The sequence below is a fragment of the Variovorax sp. YR566 genome (assembly GCF_051992195.1).
Taxonomy (GTDB): domain Bacteria; phylum Pseudomonadota; class Gammaproteobacteria; order Burkholderiales; family Burkholderiaceae_C; genus Variovorax.
On the sequence record NZ_CP197092.1, the window covers coordinates 416,173 to 428,602 of the forward strand.

Below are 12,430 nucleotides of genomic sequence, written 5' to 3' on the forward strand. Positions count from 1 at the left end.
CCGATGCGCGGGGCGCTCAGTGCGCGCCGGAAACGACGACCGGAATCTCCGTTGCAGGCGGCGTGTTGCGACTGCGGCCGCAGCGCACGATGCCGTCGATCATCACCATGCCCACGCCCGGAATGTCGCCGAGCTGCACGCTTTCGAGCAGGCCCGGCGCGGGCGAATGCTGCGCGCGGTCCATGAACACGAAGTCGGCATCGCGGCCCACCTCGATCAGGCCGCAGTTGAGCTTTCGGATCTTCGCCGTGTTGCCGGTCGCGAAGCAGAACACCAGCTCGGCCGGAATGTTCGCGATGGACGACAGCATTGCCACCATGCGCAGGATGCCCAGCGGCTGCACGCCCGAGCCCGCGGGCCCGTCGGTGCCGAGAATCACGCGGTGCGGGCACTTGAGCTCCAGCGCCGCCTTGGCCGCCGCGATGGCCACCTTCTCGTTGCCGTTGTGCACGATCTCGATGGCGCGCGAGCTCTTCTCGCAGAGCTCACACACGTGAGCCTCGGGCAGTGAGGTGTGGCCGCCGTTGATGTGGCCGATGATGTCGGCGTCGGCCTCGAGCACAACATCCTTGTCGATCAGGCCCGAGCCCGGGATCGACGGGCCGCCCGTGTGGATGGTGCTCTGGATGCCGTACTTGCGCGCCCAGGCCACCATCTCTTTCGCCTCGTAGCCGGCCTTGACAGAGCCCAGGCCCACTTCGCCAAGCAGGCCCACGCCGGCTTCGGCGAGTTCCTTGAAGTCGCTCTCGACCATGCCCTTCTCGATGACGGGCGCGCCCGCCAGCACCTTCACTCCGCCGGGGCGGAAGTTGTCGAAGGCGCGCTGCGCGGTGATGGCCAGTGCCTTCAGGCCCACGATGTCCTTGGGACGGCCGGGCAGGTGCACCTCGCCGGCGGAAATCATGGTGGTCACGCCGCCGTGCATGGTGGAGTCGATCCAGCCGATCTGGCCCTGGCGCGGCGTCCAGTCGCCGAACACCGGATGCACGTGGCTGTCGATCAGGCCTGGCGCCACGCAGGTCTTCTTCGCGTCGATGACGGTCTGCGCGCCTTCGAGATCGCAGTCTTTCTCTTTGCCGACCGCGACGATCAGGCCGTCGTTCACCACGATGGTGTCGGCGTCGAGGATGGGCTTGTCGATGTCGCCCGAGAGCAGCAGCCCGATGTTCTTTATGACGACCTTGCCCGACTTGCCGCCGGCTGCGATTTCTGCCATTTCGATGTGTCCTCGTGGGGTGGTGTGTTGTCTTGCGGCTCGTCCGCCTCTGTATCCGCGTCCGCGCGCACCGTGCGCAGCAGCGTCTCGATCACGAAGTCTTCCCAGTGCGTGATCGCCTCCGGCGATTCCAGCGGCTCACCGAGGAAGGCGGTGAGCGTGTGCCGGTTGGAGGTGTAGAAATAACCCGTGGACGCGATCAGCAGGTAGATGTCGCGCGCCACCAGTTCCTTGCGGAACAGGCCCTGCGCAGCGCCGCTGGCGAGGATTTCCGCAATGATCGCCACCGCGCGCGACGAATACTCGCGCGCCCGCAGCGACTTCGAAATGTGCCGGCCCTTGTGCAGGTTCTCGGTGTTCAAGAGCGTGACGAACTCGGGGTTCTTGCGGTAGTAGCCCAGCACGAAGCGGATGACCTCGGTGAGCGCTTCCACCGGCCGCGAGGCGTCGAGCGCGATGGCGGCCTCGGCGTCGTCCATGCGCTGGTAGATGCCTTCGAGCACCGCAATGAAGAGGCCTTCCTTGCTGCCGAAGTAGTAATAGATCATCCGGTCGTACGACTTCGCGGCCTTGGAGATCTTCTCCACGCTGCCGCCGTCGTAGCCGTACTTGGCGAACACCTTGGTCGCCGCCTTCAGGATGCTGTCGCGCGTGGCCTGTGCGGCCGCCTCGCGCACGCCCGTGCGACGCTGGGGCTTGGTCTTGGGTGCGGAGCGGCTGTCGGCCATCGGGCGCGCGAGATGCCGATTACTTCTCTGCGAACGCGCGCTCGACCACGAAGTCGCCCGGCGTGCTCGTGTTGCCTTCCTTGAAGCCGCGCTTTTCCAGGATGTGCTTCAGGTCGACCAAGAGGCCGGGGCTGCCGCACAGCATGACGCGGTCTTCCTCGACGTTGAGCGGCGGCAGGCCGAGGTCGTCGGTGAGCTTGTTGCTCTCGATCAGGTCGGTGATGCGGCCCTGGTTGCGGAACTCCTCGCGCGTGACGGTCGGGTAGTACAGCAGCTGCTTGGCGATCATCTCGCCGAGGATCTCGTGCTTGGGCAGGTGGTCGGTCACGAGGTCGTGATAGGCCAGCTCGTCGACCTGGCGCACGCCGTGCACCAGGATGACCTGCTCGAACTTCTCGTACGTGTCCGGGTCGCGGATGATGCTCATGAACGGTGCGAGGCCGGTGCCGGTGCCGAACAGGTACAGGCGCTTGGCCGGCAGCGTGTAGTCGATCAGCAGCGTGCCCGTGGGCTTGCGGCCCACGATGATGGTGTCGCCCACCTGGATGTGCTGCAGCTTCGAAGTCAGCGGGCCTTCTTCCACCTTGATGCTCAGGAACTCGAGATGCTCCTCGTAGTTCGGGCTCACGATGCTGTAGGCGCGCAGCAGGGGCTTGTTGTTGACCTTCAGGCCGATCATCGTGAAATGACCGTTCGAGAAGCGCAGCGCCGGGTCGCGCGTGGTGGTGAAGGTGAACAGGCGGTCGGTCCAGTGGTGGACGCTCAGGACGCGTTCTTCGCTGAATGCACTCATACGGAACTCAAGAGTTGGTTGGTAACAGGGGAGGTTGGCTGAGCCGACGTGCACGCCTTTGGGGCGAAAACCGCCGGCCGGCTCCGAACCCTCCATTGTCGTTGGTCGTAAAAACCCCGATGAACATCGCGAGAAAACACCATTGCAAGCATCGGGCCTGTTTGCTACATTGACTGCGAATGTAGTGAACGCAACATGAAAGTGTAGGGAATGCTACACAAACGGAAGTCGGTGCACAAGCGGGCGGACGGCACGTTTGTTGCAAACCCCGACAGCCAGGATTTGCCCACATACGCCCACGAGATTGCCCGATGACAGAACACACCAAGACAGATGGCCTCCCCGGCATGGACATGCCCGTGGTGGCTGAAGCCGGCAGCGGCGCCTTCGGCAAGGCGCCGCCGCGCAACGAGCGCATGAGCACCGCCAAGGTCGAGTGCAACGCCTGCCCGGTGCTGTGCCAGATCTCCGACGGCCGCACCGGCGCCTGCGACCGCTATGCCAACCGCGAAGGCGTGCTTGTGCGCGTGGATCCCGTGGTGCTGTTGCGCCGGACGATCGAAAGCGAAGCGCCTGCGCTGGTGCCCTTCAATCGCACCGGCGCCGAAACGGCCCCGGCTCCTGCCGAGCCCGACTGGAACGGCGACCTGCTGCACGCCGACGAAGTCTTCGTCACCGGCGTGGGCTCGTCCACCACCTACCCCGACTACAAGCCCGCGCCCTTCATCGTTGCATCGAAGGCCCAGGGCGTCGACATGGTCACCGTCGTCACCGAAGGCATCTTCAGCTACTGCAGCTTCAAGGTGAAGATCGACACCGACCGCTTCCTCGGCTCCGAGCAGGCCAACGTGCGCTATCGCGGCGAAGTCGTGGGCCACGTCACCACGGCCGAATACGGCTCGCAGATGCTCTCGCTCGGCGGCGTGCACCACCTTACTGGCGGCAGCAAGAAGGAAGGCCGCATGACGGCCGAGCTGATGCAGCTGCTGGGCAACAAGAAGGCCGTGGAGTGCACCATCGACGGAGGCTCCACCCTCGTCATCCAGGCCGGCAAGGCGCCCATCGTCAACGGCGTCGAAGAGCAGCGCATGCGCGTGGGCTGCGGCTCCGCGGCGGTCGGCATCTTCGCGCGCCAGTTCGCGGGCGTGGCCGACGAGGTGGTGGTGGTCGACGACCACATCACCGGCGTGCTCACCGAGCACCAGGCTGGCCGCTGCCTCGACATGGCGCCCTCGGGCATCCAGATGCTGGGACGCAAGTCCACGCCGGGGCGCTACTTCCAGGTGGCGAACCCGGGCAACGGATGGGGCGGCACCGACATCGCCGATCCCCTTGCGATCATCGAAGGCTGGGAAGAGGGCGTCGCGCGCCCCGGCCTGCGCCTGCTCATGACCTCGACCACCGGCGAGCACGCGCAGTGGTACGTGCTCGACGATGCACTGAAGCCCGTCGAGCAGCCCATGCCAACGGAGGTGAAGCGCATCGTCGACCGCATCGGCGAGAACTGCGAACCCTCGCTGTGCACTGTGCTGTTCCTCGGCGGCGCGGGCGGAAGCCTGCGCGCGGGCGTCACCGAAAACCCGGTGCTGCTCACGCGTGCCATCAAGCGCGCGCTGGTCAACGTCACATGCGGCGGCGCGCCGGCATACGTGTGGCCCGGCGGCGGCATCACCGTGATGGCCGACGTCATGCGCATGCCCGACAACAGCTTCGGCACCGTGCCCACGCCAGCCATCGTCGCGCCCATCGAGTTCAGCATGCGGCGCGACGACTACGAGGCGCTCGGCGGCCACATGGAACACATCTTCCCGCTCGAACAGGCGCTCGCGCGCGGTGCATGGCAGGAAGACGGCGCACCGCTCGCGCGCCAATGGCTCGCGATGGACGACGCCAATCCGTGGCCGCTCGGCCACGCCCCCATGCTGGGCTGATCATGTCCGCCCAACGCACAGCGCTCGACAAGAACCGCTGGCATTTCAACCACGGCCCGATCGACATCGTGGCCGAGGCGCATGGCGACCCGTACGCCGTCGCGGCCGCGCACGACGCCGCGTGGGCGCGCTTCGTCCACGTGCTCGACGAACTGGTGCACGAGCTGCCGCTGCTGCGCCTGCCCGTCACCGACAAGATGCGTCCGCGCAATGTGGTGGCGCGCCGCATGTGGGACGCCTGCGCCGCGTTCTCCCCGATGTTCATCACGCCGATGGCGGCGGTGGCCGGCTCGGTCGCGCAGGAGCTGATCGCGTTCTACGAGCGCCCCGGCATCGAGCGCGCATGGATCAACAACGGCGGCGACATTGCGCTGCATTTCGCGCCCGGCCAATCGGCGCGCGTGGGCGTGTTCGCCGACCTTGCGCGCTTCGACTGGCGTGACAACAGCGGCATCCTCACCACCGACGGCCAGTTCGAGCTGCACGCCGACCAGCCCGTGCGAGGCGTCGCCACCAGCGGCTGGCGCGGGCGCAGCTTCTCGCTGGGCATCGCCGACAGCGTGACGGTCCTGGCCGCCACTGCAGCGCAGGCCGATGCGGCGGCGACAGTGATTGCCAACGCCGTCGATGTCGACGACGCTGCCATCGCGCGCCGCCCCGCGAACGAATGCAAGGACGACAGCGACCTTGGCGACACCCTCGTCACCGTCGACGTGCCCACGCTGGCCCCCGGGCAGGTGCGCAGCGCACTCGATACGGGCGTGGTGTGCGCCAAGGTCCTGCAAAAAGGCGGGCTTGTGTGGGCCGCTCTACTCGTTTGTCAGGGGCAGTGGCGACTTGTCGAACCCTTATGCTCGAAGGCGCTCAAGACCGAGCTGCCGAAAGCAGTTGGTTCAGTATTTGCTTAACGAAAAGCAAGGTTCTTTTTCATGATCGAAATCCGACGCGTCTTCACCCATGTCGAGCACATCCACCACGAGTTCGGACCGCGCGCCGAAACGCCGCTGGTGCGCGGTGCCATCGGCGCGGTGCTGACCAATCCGTTCGCCGGCCGCTACGAGCCCGACATCCTGCCGATGATGGCGCTGCTCGACCCCGTAGGCGTCGACATGGCGCACAAGCTGCACGCCGCCATGGACGTGCCGCTGGAGCAGATCGCCACCTACGGCAAGGGCGCCATCGTCGGCGCCGACGGCGAGCTGGAGCACGGCGCGCTGTGGCACGTGCCCGGCGGCTACGCAATGCGCGAGCTGCTCGGCTGGAAGGGCAGCCGCGTTGCCTACACCGCAGGCACGGCCGAAGAAAAAACCGGCCAGCCCGGCAATGCGCTGTCCATCGTGCCGTCGACCAAGAAGGTCGGCCCGCCCGGCGCCGCGCTCGACGTGCCGCTGACCAACATCAACGCCAGCTACGTGCGCGGCCAGTTCGACGCCATCGAAGTGCGAGTGCCTGGCGCGCCGGCTGCGGACGAGATCGTCTTCATCCTCGCGATGAGCACGGGCTACCGCGTGCATGCCCGTGTCGGCGGCCTGCTCGCAGAGAACATCAGCAAGTGGGACGGCCTGCGCTGACCCGCACAGAGACAAGACAAGGAACACAGAACATGACCGCCAACATCCGCAAGCTCGTCATCCAGGTCGATGAAACCCGCAAGGAAATGGGCAAGGACGTCACGCCGCCCACGCGCCGCGCCGTCGCAATCGCCGTGATCGAGAACCCCTACGCCGGCCGCTACAGCGAGAACCTCGACGAGCTGATCGCCATCGGCGAAGAACTCGGCGCGCTGCTCGGCCAGAAGGCCGTGAAGGCACTGGGCATCGAGCCCGGCCAGGCGCAGAGCTACGGCAAGGCCGCCATCGTCGGCGAGCGCGGCGAGCTCGAACACGCCGCCGCCATCCTGCATCCCAAGCTGGGCGCGCCGCTGCGCGTTGCGGTCGAGAAGGGCGCGGCGCTCGTGCCTTCGGCCAAGAAGCAGGGTACGCTGGGCACCGCCATCGATGTGCCGCTCGGCCACAAGGACGCGGCCTTCGTGCGCAGCCACTTCGATGCGATCGAAGCCCGCGTGAGCGATGCACCGCGCGCCAACGAGATCGTGGTGGCGGTTGCCGTCACCGACAGCGGCCGTCCGCTGCCGCGCATCGGCGGCCTGCAGGCCCATGAAATCAAGGGCGAAGACGGTCTTCGCTGACGCTGTCTTTCGCCCTCGCCCAATCACGGTGTTTTCTTTCCTCATTCGATCTCAAGGAGCTTTCCCCATGAACCCATTGCGTCACGTCTTCAGCGCCGCGGCCCTCGCTGCGCTGACCACTGCTCTCGTTCCCGCGCATGCGCAGGGCGTGATCAAGATCGGTGAGGTCAACAGCTACAAGGCCCAGCCCGCCTTCCTGGAGCCCTACAAGAAGGGCATGGAGCTGGCCGTCGAAGAAATCAACGCCAAGGGCGGCGTGAACGGAAAGAAGATCGAGCTCATCACGCGCGACGACAACGCCAACCCCGGCGACGCCGTGCGCGTGGCCGAAGAACTGGTGGCGCGCGAGAAGATCGACGTGCTCACCGGCACCTTCCTGTCGAACACCGGCCTGGCCGTGGCCGACTTCGCCAAGCAGAAGAAGATCTTCTTCCTGGCCGGCGAGCCGCTGACCGACAAGATGACCTGGCAGGGCGGCAACGAATACACCTACCGCCTGCGTCCCGGCACCTACATGCAGGCCGCGATGCTCGTGCCCGAGGCCGTCAAGCTCAAGAAGAAGCGCTGGGCCGTCGTGTACCCCAACTACGAATACGGCCAGTCGGCCGTGGCTGCCTTCAAGACGCTGCTGAAGGCCGCGCAGCCCGACGTCGAGTTCGTCGCCGAACAGGCGCCGCCGCTGGGCAAGGTCGATGCGGGTGCCGTGGTCCAGGCGCTGGCCGATGCCAAGCCCGACGCAATCTTCAACGTGCTGTTCGCTGCCGACCTCTCGAAGTTCGTGCGCGAAGGCAACACTCGCGGCCTGTTCAAGGACCGCACCGTCGTCAGCGTGCTGACCGGCGAGCCTGAGTACCTCGATCCGCTGAAGGACGAAACGCCCAACGGCTGGATCGTGACCGGCTACCCCTGGTACGGCATCCAGACGCCTGAGCACAAGGCCTTCTTCCTCGCGTACCACGCCAAGTACAACGACTATCCGCGCCTCGGCTCGGTGGTCGGCTACAGCATGATCAAGTCGGTCGCGGCCGGCGCCGCCAAGGCCAAGAGCACCGAAACGCCGAAGCTCCTCGAAGCCTTCAAGGGCCTGCAGGTCGACACGCCGTTCGGCAAGATCAGCTACCGCGCCGAAGACCACCAGTCCACCATGGGCGCCTTCGTCGGCAAGACGAAGAACGAAAACGGCAAGGGCGTGATGGTCGACTACACCTACTTCGACGGCGCCAAGTTCCAGCCCTCCGCCGCCGACGTCAAGAAGTCGCGCGCCGCCGACTGACCCTGATCCTTTTCCGGAACGCTTGCACCCATGAGCCTCTCGTCCCTGCTGCTTCAGTTCCTCACCGGGCTGTCGTCGGCTTCGTCGCTGTTCCTCGTGGGGGCCGGCCTTTCGTTGATCTTCGGCGTCACGCGCATCGTCAACTTTGCGCATGGCTCCTTCTTCATGGTCGGCATCTACCTGGCCTACACGCTGGTCGAGAAGCTCGGCGGCGGCATGGGCTTCTGGCCCGCGCTGGTGATTTCCGCGCTCGCGGTCGGCATCCTCGGCGCGCTGATCGAGATGGTGCTGCTGCGTCGCATCTACAAGTCGCCCGAGCTGTTCCAGTTGCTGGCGACCTTCGCACTGGTCCTTGTCATCAAGGATGCGGTGCTCTACATCTGGGGGCCTGACGAACTGCTCGGGCCGCGCGCGCCGGGCCTGTCGGGCTCCGTCGAAATCCTGGGCCGGCAGTTTCCGACCTACGACCTGTTCCTGATCGTCGTCGGCCCGGTCGTGCTCGGCCTGATGTGGCTGCTGCTCACGCGCACCCGCTGGGGCACGCTGGTGCGCGCCGCTACGCAAGACCGAGAGATGGTCAGCGCGCTGGGCGTGAACCAGGCCTGGCTCTTCACCGCGGTGTTCGCGCTCGGCGCGATGCTCGCGGGCCTGGGCGGTGCGCTGCAGCTGCCGCGCGAGCCGGCCACGCTCGCAATGGACCTCAACACCATCGGCGCGGCCTTCGTGGTCGTGGTGGTGGGCGGCATGGGCTCCATTCCGGGCGCCTACGCGGCGGCGCTGCTGATCTCGGAGATCAAGGCCGTGTGCATCTGGCTCGGCGTGGTGGAAATCTTCGGCTACAGCGTGTCCTTCTCGAAGCTCACGCTGGTGGTCGACTTCATCGTCATGGCCATCGTGCTGGTGTGGCGCCCGTGGGGCCTGTTCGGCCGGCCGCAGGCGCCGAGCCGCTACGTGGGCATGGCCGAGGAGCCGCTGCGCCGCGCGAGCAAGGGCTACCTGTGGCTGGTCGCCGCGCTCGGCGTGGTGCTCATGGCGATGCCGCTGCTCACCGCCGATTCGCCCTACACCACGGTGCTGATGATCGACCTGCTGATTGCCGCGCTGTTCGCCGCCAGCCTGCACTTCATCATGGGGCCGGCCGGCATGCACTCGTTCGGCCATGCCGCCTACTTCGGCCTCGGGGCTTATGGCGCCGCGCTGCTGGTGCGCTCCAGCGGCCTGCCGATGGAAGTGGCGCTCATCGTGGCCCCGCTCGTCGCGGCCATCGGCGCCTTCATCTATGGCTGGTTCGCGGTGCGGCTGTCGGGTGTGTACCTGGCCATGCTCACGTTGGCCTTCGCGCAGATCACCTGGGCCATCGTCTACCAGTGGGATTCGTTCACCGGCGGCAGCAACGGCCTCACGGGCGTGTGGCCGTCGGAGTGGCTGTCGGACAAGCGCACCTACTACTGGCTCACGCTGGCGCTCGTGGCCGTCGGCGTCATGATGCTGCGCCGCGTGCTGTTCTCGCCCTTCGGCTATGCGCTGCGCGCGGGCCGCGATTCGGTGCTGCGCGCCGACGCCATCGGCATCGACGTCAAGCGCATGCAGTGGACGGCCTTCGTCGTCGCGGGCGCTGCGGCCGGGCTGGCCGGCTCGCTCTACGCCTTCTCCAAGGGCAGCATCTCGCCGGAGAGCCTCAGCGTCGACAAGTCGGTCGACGGGCTGGTGATGGTGCTGCTGGGCGGCATCCAGACGCTGGCGGGGCCGGTGGTCGGCGCCGTCACTTTCAGCTGGCTGCACGACACCGTGGCGCGCAACACCGACTACTGGCGCGCGACGCTCGGCGCCATCATCCTGATTCTCGTGCTGCTGTTCCCGCAGGGCATCGCAGGCTTCGCGAAGCAGCTGACCGACAAGCTGCTGCGCCGCGCCAAGCCTGATGCGGCGCCTGTGGCTGCCGAGGCGAAGGAGGCCAAGGCATGACGACCACCTCCAACACACCCCTGCTCAAGGTCGAGAACCTCGGCAAGTCTTTTGGCGGTGTGAAGGCCGTCGACGGCATCAGCTTCGAGCTGCACGCCGGCGAACTGCTCGCCCTCATCGGCCCCAATGGCGCCGGCAAGTCGACCACCTTCAACATGGTCAACGGCCAGCTCAAGGCCGACCAGGGTTCGATCCTGTTCGACGGGCACGAGCTCGTGGGCCAGAAGCCGCGCGCCATCTGGCGCCAGGGCGTGGGCCGCACTTTCCAGATTGCCGAAACCTTCGCCTCGCTCACCGTGGTCGAGAACGTGCAGATGGCGCTGCTGTCGCACGACGGCAAGCTGTTCTCCATGTGGCGCCGCGCGGCCGACCACAAGCGCGACGAAGCACTGGCGCTGCTCGACCAGGTCGGCATGAAGTCGCAGGCCGACCGGCCCTGCAGCGTGCTGGCGTATGGCGACGTGAAGCGGGTCGAGCTCGCCATCGCGATGGCCAACAGCCCCAAGCTGCTGCTGATGGACGAGCCCACCGCCGGCATGGCGCCCAAGGAGCGCAACTCGCTCATGGCGCTGACCAAAGATCTCGTCATCCAGCGCGGCATGGCCGTGCTCTTCACCGAGCACAGCATGGACGTGGTGTTCGCGTATGCCGACCGCATGATCGTGCTGGCGCGCGGCCGCCTCATCGCGCAGGGCAAGCCGCTCGAAATCCGCGACCACCCGAAGGTGCAGGAGGTGTACTTCGGCAGCGGCAAGACATTCGAGAAGATCGCAGAGAAAGCCGCAGCCCTTGGAGTCGCAGCATGAGCACACACGAACCCCTCCTGCAGGCCAAGGCCCTGTGTGCCTGGTATGGCGCCGCGCAGATCCTTTATGACGTGGACCTCGAAGTGCGTCGCGGCGAAGTGGTCGCGCTCATGGGCCGCAACGGCGCGGGCAAGTCGACCACGCTGAAGACGCTCATCGGCATGCTGACCAAGCGTCGCGGCGCGGTGCGCTTCCTGGGTCATGACATCTCCAGGAGCGAGCCGCACCACGCAGCGCGCCTGGGCCTGGGCTTCGTGCCCGAAGATCGCCGTGTGTTCACCGACCTCACGGTGATGGAGAACCTCGAAGTCGGCAAGCAGCCCGCGCGCCGCTGGGCCGACGGCACCGACGCACCGCTGTGGACGCCCGAGCGCCTGTTCAAGCTGTTCCCCAACCTCGGCGAAATGCCGAACCGTCCGGGCGGGCGCATGAGCGGCGGCGAGCAGCAGATGCTGACCGTGGCGCGCACGCTCATGGGCAACCCGTACCTCGTGCTGCTCGACGAGCCTTCCGAAGGCGTGGCACCGGTGATCGTCGAGCAGATGGCCAACATGATCCTGGAGCTCAAGGCGCAGGGCGTGAGCATCCTGCTGTCGGAGCAGAACATGCACTTCGCCGAACTGGTGTCCGACCGCGCCTATGTGCTCGAGAAGGGGCAGATCCGCTATCACGCCACCATGGCCGAGCTTGCGGCCAACGACGAAGTTCGCCGCGCCTACCTGAGCGTCTGAGTTTTTCCTTCAACCCATCGGAGTCCACGCCATGCATCGCAGAACCCTCGTGAAATCCGCCGCCGCCCTCGGGCTGGTTGGCGGTTTGGGCAGTGTCGGTTTCAACGCCTTCGCGGCGGGCAAGATCAAGCCCGGCGACAAGGCCGCGCTGATCGTGGTCGACGTGCAGAACTGCTTTCTCGACGGCGGCACGCTGGCGGTGAAGGGCGGCAACGAAGTCATTCCGGTCATCAATGCACTGGCGCCCGCGTTCCAGAACATCGTCGTCACGCAAGACTGGCACACGGCGGGCCATGCGTCCTTCGCGAGCACCTACAGCGGCAAGAAGCCCTTCGAGACCACCAAGCTCAGCTACGGCACGCAGGTGCTTTGGCCCGACCACTGCGTGCAGGGCACTGAAGACGCCGCGCTCGGCAAGGAGCTGAAGGTGCCCACCGCGCAGCTCATCATCCGCAAGGGCTTCCACAAGGAGATGGACAGCTACTCGGCCTTCGAGGAAGCCGATCACAAGACGGCCACAGGCCTGGCCGGCTACCTGAAGGCGCGCGGCATCAAGACCGTGTACGTCACCGGCCTGGCCACCGATTTCTGCGTGGCCTGGACCGCGATGGATGCGCGCAAGGCCGGCTTCGAGGCCTACGTGATCGAGGACGCCACGCGCGGCATCGATCTCAACGGCTCGCTGGCCGCGGCGTGGAAGCAGATGACGGCCAAGGGCGTCAAGCGCATACAGTCCGCCGACATCCAGACCGCCTGAGACCGCACCGCGAAGAACAACGACGAACAACAAGAATACACG

12 protein-coding genes are annotated in these 12,430 nt (G+C 66.4%); 9 read left to right on the forward strand and 3 right to left on the reverse strand.

From position 1 onward, the window contains the following. Positions 1-16: 16 nt before the first annotated feature. Genes ACTG4X_RS02050 through ACTG4X_RS02060 form a run of 3 tightly spaced genes read right to left on the reverse strand, consistent with a single transcriptional unit; the run spans position 17 to position 2,737 of the window. Complete coding sequence (locus ACTG4X_RS02050; protein WP_093059271.1) at positions 17-1,216, reverse strand: amidohydrolase family protein; 1,200 nt, start codon at positions 1,214-1,216, stop codon at positions 17-19. Continuing rightward, positions 1,171-1,944, reverse strand: coding sequence for a TetR family transcriptional regulator (locus ACTG4X_RS02055; RefSeq protein ID WP_440533140.1), 774 nt, complete (start codon positions 1,942-1,944; stop codon positions 1,171-1,173). Before ACTG4X_RS02055 ends, ACTG4X_RS02050 begins: the two co-directional genes overlap by 46 nt. A gap of 19 nt (positions 1,945-1,963) precedes the next feature. Next, positions 1,964-2,737, reverse strand: coding sequence for a ferredoxin--NADP reductase (locus ACTG4X_RS02060; RefSeq protein ID WP_093059274.1), 774 nt, complete (start codon positions 2,735-2,737; stop codon positions 1,964-1,966). Between the two features lie 311 nt (positions 2,738-3,048). Here ACTG4X_RS02060 and ACTG4X_RS02065 point away from each other — a divergent pair, with 311 nt between their 5' ends. The 9 genes from ACTG4X_RS02065 (at position 3,049) to pncA (ending at position 12,388) form a co-directional block, all read left to right on the forward strand. Next, positions 3,049-4,668, forward strand: a complete 1,620-nt coding sequence (locus ACTG4X_RS02065) for a 6-hydroxynicotinate reductase (protein ID WP_354339328.1) — start codon at positions 3,049-3,051, stop codon at positions 4,666-4,668. Positions 4,669-4,670: 2 nt separating this feature from the next. Then, positions 4,671-5,576, forward strand: coding sequence for a UPF0280 family protein (locus ACTG4X_RS02070; RefSeq protein WP_440533141.1), 906 nt, complete (start codon positions 4,671-4,673; stop codon positions 5,574-5,576). Positions 5,577-5,597: 21 nt separating this feature from the next. Further along, the gene (locus ACTG4X_RS02075; RefSeq protein ID WP_093059280.1) at positions 5,598-6,239 is read left to right on the forward strand and encodes an amino acid synthesis family protein; all 642 of its coding nucleotides are present in this window, start codon (positions 5,598-5,600) and stop codon (positions 6,237-6,239) included. Positions 6,240-6,271: 32 nt separating this feature from the next. Further along, the gene (locus ACTG4X_RS02080) at positions 6,272-6,856 is read left to right on the forward strand and encodes an amino acid synthesis family protein (protein WP_093059282.1); all 585 of its coding nucleotides are present in this window, start codon (positions 6,272-6,274) and stop codon (positions 6,854-6,856) included. A gap of 67 nt (positions 6,857-6,923) precedes the next feature. Continuing rightward, on the forward strand, positions 6,924-8,129 hold the full coding sequence (locus ACTG4X_RS02085; RefSeq protein WP_097197429.1) for an ABC transporter substrate-binding protein: 1,206 nt from the start codon (positions 6,924-6,926) through the stop codon (positions 8,127-8,129). Positions 8,130-8,159: 30 nt separating this feature from the next. Beyond that, positions 8,160-10,094, forward strand: a complete 1,935-nt coding sequence (locus tag ACTG4X_RS02090; RefSeq protein WP_097197428.1) for an ABC transporter permease — start codon at positions 8,160-8,162, stop codon at positions 10,092-10,094. Then, on the forward strand, positions 10,091-10,900 hold the full coding sequence (locus ACTG4X_RS02095; RefSeq protein ID WP_097197427.1) for an ABC transporter ATP-binding protein: 810 nt from the start codon (positions 10,091-10,093) through the stop codon (positions 10,898-10,900). The genes ACTG4X_RS02090 and ACTG4X_RS02095 overlap by 4 nt, the downstream gene beginning before the upstream one ends. Beyond that, a complete protein-coding gene (locus ACTG4X_RS02100; protein ID WP_093059290.1) occupies positions 10,897-11,631 on the forward strand; it encodes an ABC transporter ATP-binding protein in 735 nt (244 codons plus the stop codon). Before ACTG4X_RS02095 ends, ACTG4X_RS02100 begins: the two co-directional genes overlap by 4 nt. Before the next feature lie 31 nt (positions 11,632-11,662). Continuing rightward, on the forward strand, positions 11,663-12,388 hold the full coding sequence (pncA, locus tag ACTG4X_RS02105) for a bifunctional nicotinamidase/pyrazinamidase (RefSeq protein ID WP_093059292.1): 726 nt from the start codon (positions 11,663-11,665) through the stop codon (positions 12,386-12,388). Positions 12,389-12,430 lie beyond the last annotated feature (42 nt).

Excerpts from the sequence above, each read along its gene's own strand:
- ACTG4X_RS02050 (WP_093059271.1), bottom strand. The coding sequence starts at position 1,216 with ATGGCAGAAATCGCAGCCGGCGGCAAGTCGGGCAAGGTCGTCATAAAG.
- ACTG4X_RS02055 (WP_440533140.1), bottom strand. The coding sequence starts at position 1,944 with ATGGCCGACAGCCGCTCCGCACCCAAGACCAAGCCCCAGCGTCGCACG.
- ACTG4X_RS02060 (WP_093059274.1), bottom strand. The coding sequence starts at position 2,737 with ATGAGTGCATTCAGCGAAGAACGCGTCCTGAGCGTCCACCACTGGACC.
- ACTG4X_RS02065 (WP_354339328.1), top strand. The coding sequence starts at position 3,049 with ATGACAGAACACACCAAGACAGATGGCCTCCCCGGCATGGACATGCCC.
- ACTG4X_RS02070 (WP_440533141.1), top strand. The coding sequence starts at position 4,671 with ATGTCCGCCCAACGCACAGCGCTCGACAAGAACCGCTGGCATTTCAAC.
- ACTG4X_RS02075 (WP_093059280.1), top strand. The coding sequence starts at position 5,598 with ATGATCGAAATCCGACGCGTCTTCACCCATGTCGAGCACATCCACCAC.
- ACTG4X_RS02080 (WP_093059282.1), top strand. The coding sequence starts at position 6,272 with ATGACCGCCAACATCCGCAAGCTCGTCATCCAGGTCGATGAAACCCGC.
- ACTG4X_RS02085 (WP_097197429.1), top strand. The coding sequence starts at position 6,924 with ATGAACCCATTGCGTCACGTCTTCAGCGCCGCGGCCCTCGCTGCGCTG.
- ACTG4X_RS02090 (WP_097197428.1), top strand. The coding sequence starts at position 8,160 with ATGAGCCTCTCGTCCCTGCTGCTTCAGTTCCTCACCGGGCTGTCGTCG.
- ACTG4X_RS02095 (WP_097197427.1), top strand. The coding sequence starts at position 10,091 with ATGACGACCACCTCCAACACACCCCTGCTCAAGGTCGAGAACCTCGGC.
- ACTG4X_RS02100 (WP_093059290.1), top strand. The coding sequence starts at position 10,897 with ATGAGCACACACGAACCCCTCCTGCAGGCCAAGGCCCTGTGTGCCTGG.
- pncA (WP_093059292.1), top strand. The coding sequence starts at position 11,663 with ATGCATCGCAGAACCCTCGTGAAATCCGCCGCCGCCCTCGGGCTGGTT.